The sequence below is a fragment of the Vibrio sp. A2-1 genome, assembly GCF_021728355.1.
Lineage (GTDB): Bacteria > Pseudomonadota > Gammaproteobacteria > Enterobacterales > Vibrionaceae > Vibrio > Vibrio splendidus_K.
Window position 1 is genome coordinate 1,530 of the sequence record NZ_JAKKCO010000018.1, and the last position, 1,476, is coordinate 3,005.

Genomic DNA, 1,476 nt, shown 5'->3' on the forward strand with positions numbered 1-1,476 from the left:
TACTTGAACCTGGACAACCGTCGCCAGGCCCACCTAGCCTTCTCCGTCCCCCCATCGCAATTGTAAGAAGTACGGGAATATTAACCCGTTTCCCATCGACTACGCCTTTCGGCCTCGCCTTAGGAGTCGACTTACCCTGCCCCGATTAACGTTGGACAGGAACCCTTGGTCTTCCGGCGAGGGAGTTTTTCACTCCCTTTATCGTTACTCATGTCAGCATTCGCACTTCTGATACCTCCAGCATGCCTTACAGCACACCTTCAACGGCTTACAGAACGCTCCCCTACCCCACATACCCTAAGGTACGTAGCCGCAGCTTCGGTGTATAGCTTAGCCCCGTTACATCTTCCGCGCAGGCCGACTCGACCAGTGAGCTATTACGCTTTCTTTAAATGATGGCTGCTTCTAAGCCAACATCCTGGCTGTCTGAGCCTTCCCACATCGTTTCCCACTTAGCTATACTTTGGGACCTTAGCTGGCGGTCTGGGTTGTTTCCCTCTCCACGACGGACGTTAGCACCCGCCGTGTGTCTCCCGGATAGTACTTACTGGTATTCGGAGTTTGCAAAGGGTTGGTAAGTCGGGATGACCCCCTAGCCTTAACAGTGCTCTACCCCCAGTAGTATTCGTCCGAGGCGCTACCTAAATAGCTTTCGGGGAGAACCAGCTATCTCCAGGTTTGATTGGCCTTTCACCCCTAGCCACAAGTCATCCGCTAATTTTTCAACATTAGTCGGTTCGGTCCTCCAGTTGATGTTACTCAACCTTCAACCTGCCCATGGCTAGATCACCTGGTTTCGGGTCTAATCCTAGCAACTGTACGCCCAGTTAAGACTCGGTTTCCCTACGGCTCCCCTAAACGGTTAACCTTGCTACTAAAATTAAGTCGCTGACCCATTATACAAAAGGTACGCAGTCACACCACGAAGGTGCTCCTACTGCTTGTACGTACACGGTTTCAGGTTCTATTTCACTCCCCTCACAGGGGTTCTTTTCGCCTTTCCCTCACGGTACTGGTTCACTATCGGTCAGTCAGTAGTATTTAGCCTTGGAGGATGGTCCCCCCATATTCAGACAGGATATCACGTGTCCCGCCCTACTCGTTTTCACTGATTATGAGATGTCGACTACGGGGCTATCACCCTTTACTGCGGCACTTTCCAGAGCCTTCGTCTGTCTCATTAAAAGCTTAAGGGCTAATCCAATTTCGCTCGCCGCTACTTTCGGAATCTCGGTTGATTTCTCTTCCTCGGGGTACTTAGATGTTTCAGTTCCCCCGGTTTGCCTCCTGTTGCTATGTATTCACAACAGGATACTTGCTTATGCAAGTGGGTTTCCCCATTCAGGAATCCCAGACTCAAAAGGTTATTACTACCTAATCTGGGCTTATCGCAAGTTATTACGCCTTTCATCGCCTCTGACTGCCAAGGCATCCACCGTGTACGCTTAGTCACTTAACCATACAACCCGAAAGGGT

At 50.6% G+C, this 1,476-nt stretch carries 1 rRNA gene (cut by a window edge); it reads right to left on the reverse strand.

Features of this window, described 5'->3' with window-relative positions:
- Positions 1-1,459 (reverse strand): 23S ribosomal RNA (locus L3V33_RS23085); it reaches 1,499 nt to the left of the window's first position.
- Positions 1,460-1,476: the final 17 nt, after the last annotated feature.